The sequence below is a fragment of the Corallococcus praedator genome, from assembly GCF_003612125.1.
Taxonomy (GTDB): Bacteria; Myxococcota; Myxococcia; order Myxococcales; family Myxococcaceae; genus Corallococcus; species Corallococcus praedator.
Genome location: NZ_RAWI01000584.1, coordinates 1 through 4,258 on the forward strand (window position 1 = coordinate 1; position 4,258 = coordinate 4,258).

At 71.7% G+C, this 4,258-nt stretch carries 3 protein-coding genes; 1 reads left to right on the forward strand and 2 read right to left on the reverse strand.

The features are described from left to right. Positions 1-50: 50 nt before the first annotated feature. On the reverse strand, positions 51-1,736 hold the full coding sequence (locus tag D7Y13_RS39200) for a HEAT repeat domain-containing protein (protein ID WP_199732994.1): 1,686 nt from the start codon (positions 1,734-1,736) through the stop codon (positions 51-53). A 134-nt stretch (positions 1,737-1,870) separates the two neighbouring features. Between D7Y13_RS39200 and D7Y13_RS39205 the strand changes: the two genes are divergently transcribed. Next, positions 1,871-2,755 carry a CHAP domain-containing protein gene (locus D7Y13_RS39205; RefSeq protein WP_120586098.1) on the forward strand — a complete coding sequence of 295 codons (885 nt, stop codon included), beginning with the start codon at positions 1,871-1,873 and terminating at the stop codon, positions 2,753-2,755. A 231-nt stretch (positions 2,756-2,986) separates the two neighbouring features. On the opposite strand, the gene D7Y13_RS39210 is transcribed toward D7Y13_RS39205, so the two are convergent. Continuing rightward, positions 2,987-4,177: a glycosyltransferase family 2 protein gene (locus D7Y13_RS39210; protein ID WP_120586099.1), complete on the reverse strand. Its 1,191-nt coding sequence runs from the start codon at positions 4,175-4,177 to the stop codon at positions 2,987-2,989. Positions 4,178-4,258 lie beyond the last annotated feature (81 nt).

Genomic DNA, 4,258 nt, shown 5'->3' on the forward strand with positions numbered 1-4,258 from the left:
GTCATGGGGGGCAGGACTCTAACCGCCGCGACCGGGGGTGCCAGTCCGTCTCAGGGAGGGGTGGATCCGGCCAACCGGGAGGCCGCCACGGCCCGGACCTCCGGGGAGGGATCCCGCTCCCGGGCCAGCTCCAGGAGCAGCACGCCCACGGGCTTTGGCAGCTTCGCGTTCGACGCCTGGAGGGCCTGGGTGCGCTCCTTCACGCCCTGGGACAGGCGCTCGGCCACCTGCTGATCCGCGCAGGTGCGGACGCCGGGGTGCTGCTGGCGCAGGAGCAGCTCCGCGTCCGCGAGCTTCGCCTCCGCGAGGCGCACCGCGTCCCGGGCGGTGCGCTCGAAGGTGGCCAGGTCCTCCGGGAACTCCGTCTTCACCGCGCGGGCGCGGGTGATGGCCTCGGCCGCGTACCGGGCATCCACCACGGCCGCGCACAGTTGCCGGGCGGCCGCGAGCGGCACCCCACCCTCCGCCGACACCGCCTCGTCCCGCGCGGTCGTCTGGGCCCACACCGCGAGCTGCCGGGCCGCCACCGCCGCGGAGAAGGCCTGGTGGCGCTGCTCGCGCAGCTGCACCCAGCGCCAGAGCACCACCGGATCCGTGCCACCGGACTCATAGACGCGCTGGTACTGGCTGGCGGCCTGTTCCAACTGCCCGCTCAGGTCCAGGAGCGCCGCGACGGTGAGGTACAGCTCCGGGCTGCTGGCGCGCTCGCGCAGGGACTCCAACCGCACGGCGACCTCGTAGCCGGCCACGGGCGCGGGCAGCGCGGAGAGCACCGTGCGCAGCGACTCCAGCGCCTTCTGACGGATCAGCGGGTTGCGCGCCGTGCGCAGCGCCTCCAGGAGCGGATCCACCACGCGCACCGACACGTGCTGCCCCAGCTCCTCGGCGGCCTGCCAGCGGTCCAGCGGATCCGGCGCGACGAGGGCGCGCTTCAGGTCCTCCAGGTCGCGCAGGTAGTGGCCGGCCTGCATCGCGCGGGCGGCGGGCTCCGTGCAGGCCAGGGCGCCCTGTTCGGCGCGGGCGCGGGCGAGGCGTGCGGGGAAGCCCGTCAGCTTGGGCCCCAGCGGGTGGACCTTCACCTTCGCCTCGGCCTCGTCCACGAGCCCGGAGACGAGCAGCCCTTCCACTTCCAATTCCAGCAACCGGACGCGGGCCTCCTCGCGGTGCACGCCCGAGGCGAAGTCGCGCAGGTAGGCGAAGAGCTTCCCGGCGTCGGTGGCCTGGACGTAGCTCTCGTCGTCCAGCTTCCGCTCCAGCTCATCGCGGGGCGTGCCCTCCGCCTGTCCCTTCAGGAGGGTCACCATGCGCGCCAGGTCGGTCGTGGCGCGCATGTCGCGCGTCTCGGCCGCCTGCAGCAGGGCCCGGGCCTCGTCCTTGTGGGTGCCGTCCGGATGCTCCGCGAGGAACTGCCGCCACCCGGCCTCCGTGTCCGCCTGCTTCGCCGCGTTGAAGCGCAGGCCCTCCAGCAGGGACTTCACCACCCGGCGCTGCGGCGCGTCCGGATACGTCTCCAGGAAGCGCTTGTAGGCGAGGACCGAGTGCAGGCGCTTCGCCTCGTCGAACTCCAGGCCCTCGATGCGCCCCTGCGCCGTGGTCGCCTCCGGATCATCCGGGTACTCGCGCAGGAAGTCGCGGTAGGCCTGGACGGTGTCCTGTTCGCTCGCGCGCTCGAAGGACGTGTGCGAGCAACCGGTGGCCAGCAGCAGCAGGGCGAAGGCGCGGCGGAAGGTGGGCATTCGCCTCCAGCAATACCCCACCCGCCCCCCGGCGAAAACCCGAGCCGTCCTGCCCGGTTGCCTGGGTGGTTTTTTTGACCACACGGGCCACCGGGGCGAGCCTGTGCCCCAGGACGCTACAGGGAGAGGTGGCCATGAAGCTGGGCACATGGATGGCGATGCTGGCGATGACGACGGGCTGCGCGACCGGGTCGCCCGTGGGCGGCTGGGTGGCCTCGGAGTCTGTGCGCTACCACTCCGCCTCGCCGCCGGCCTTCCCCCGCGCCGCGCTGTCCGCGTCGGTGACGCCGCGTGAGAGCCCCCGCGCCCCGTCCGCCGGGCATCCCGCCAAGGCCCATCCTGACACGGGGACGAAGGGCACGGCGGTGGCGAAGGCGCCCGCGAACAAGGCCCCGGCCAAGGCGCGCCCCACCGTCACGCCCGCGAAGAAGACCGCCGCGAGCCCGGTGCCCGTCGCCAACCCGAGGGAGCGCGTGCTCGCCACGGCGCGCTCGCTGGTGGGCGAGTCGTCCGTCCAGGTGAATGGCCGGCGCTACCCGGCAGACTGCACGGCGCTCATCGAGGCCACGTATGCGCAGGCGGGCCTGACCTTCCGGGGCACGTTGAAGCCCGGGGACAACGGCGTCACCGCGCTCTACCGCTACGCCCGCGCGAACGGCCGCGTGTACACGGAGGGCCGCCCCGTGCCGGGGGACCTGGTGTTCTTCCGTGAGACGTACGACCAGAACCGCGACGGTCGCCGCAACGACGGCCTCACGCACGTGGGCCTCGTGGACGGGGTGGACTCGGATGGGACCGTCACCGTCATCCACCGCGTGAGGCGCGGCGTGGTGCGCTACCGGATGAACCTGGCGCGCCCCCACCTGCCCCGCGATCCGAAGACGGGCGAGGTGCTCAACGACATGCTGCGCAACCCCGGCCCCGGACAGACGCACGTCCTCACCGGGCAGCTCTTCGCCGCGTTCGGCAGCGTGCTGCCCGCCGGTACGGGGAAGCCCGTGGCGGTGGCGGCCCGGTAGGCCCCCTGCCCCACCGGAACGGCGGGGCCCCCAACGCAGAAAGCCCGTCGGTCACGACCGGTGCGCTTCCGGAACCAGCCGGAGCGCCGCCAGGGAGACCGACGGGCCTGCACTGCGTTTCTCGATGAATCCGACGGCCTGTCGGTCGCGACCGGGGCACTTCCGGAACCAGCCGGAGCGCCGCCGGTAAGAGCGACGGGCCTGCACTGCCTTCTTCAAGAAATCCGACGGCTACGTGGCGGACGGCACCCGCGCGGTGCGGTCCCACGCGGCGCGCTGCGAGTTGCGCAGGAAGCGCCAGAAGCCCACGGCGATCGCCATGTTCATGGTGACGAAGTAGTAGGCCACGGAGGCCACGCGCTTCGCGGCGCCACTCTTGAACACCGCGGCCTTGCCCAGGTACGCCAGGGCGTAGAACAGCGCCTGGCCCAGCAGCGTCACCTGGTAGAAGGTGCTGTCGAGCAGGAACAGGTTCGCCAGCAGCGCGGCCACCATCAGCGCGGGCGCGCACCAGCGCAGCAGCTTGTGCGACCAGAACGCGAACGCGGGGAAGCCCGCCGTGGGCAGCAGCAGCCCGGGCACGAGCTTCAGGCTCTGGAAGTTGCCCGCCGCGATGCGCGCACGCCGGCCGAACTCCTTGCCGTAATCCTCCGTCGTCTCCTCGTGGGCGACGGCGTTCTCCTCGTAGTTGACCTTGTAGCCCGCCTCCATGATGCGCAGCGGAATCACGAAGTCATCCACGATGGTGGACGGGGGAAGCTGCGTGAAGAGCGAGCGACGGATGGCATACAGGCCGCCGTTGGCCCCCACCACCGCGCCCCGCTTGCCCTCGTACATCTTGATGAGGGACTCGTAGCTCCAGTAGGCGCTCTCCTCGTAGTCCTGCTTCGTGGGGTTGTAGAGGCGCAGCTTGCCGCAGACGGCGCCGACCTCCGGATCCTCGAAGTGGCGCACCAGCTTCCGCACCGCGTCCGCGTCGATCATCGTGTTCGCATCCGACAGGAGCACGATGTCGCCATGGGCGGCGGGGATGCAGCGGTTGAGCACCGTCGTCTTGCCGGCGCGGGCCGCGGGCGACAGCCGCACGCGGGGATCCGTGCACTTCTGCACGAGTCCATCCGTCCCGTCCGACGAGCCATCCGAACCGATGAGCACCTCGAAGCGGTCAGCCGGGTAGTCCAGCGCCAGGCTGTTCTGGAGCTTCTGCTCGATGCAGCTCGCCTCGTTGTAGGCGGCCACCACCAGGCTCACCGACGGCAGCGGCCCGGCGGGAGCGCCCGCCCGAGCGGCCTCACCGGCACGCATCCGTCGCGCGTTCTGGAAGACCTGCGCCATGCCCTCCAGGGCGAACAGGCTCAGGGGATAGAGAAAATACGTGTGCACGAGTGCCAGCGCCGCGCACCAGAAGAAGACCTCCGCCATCGACCAACCCTCCGAACCCCGAGTCCTCGCTGCCCAGGCACTAAGCAAGGCCCGTGCCCTGTCCGCGCACAGGGGGAGGGA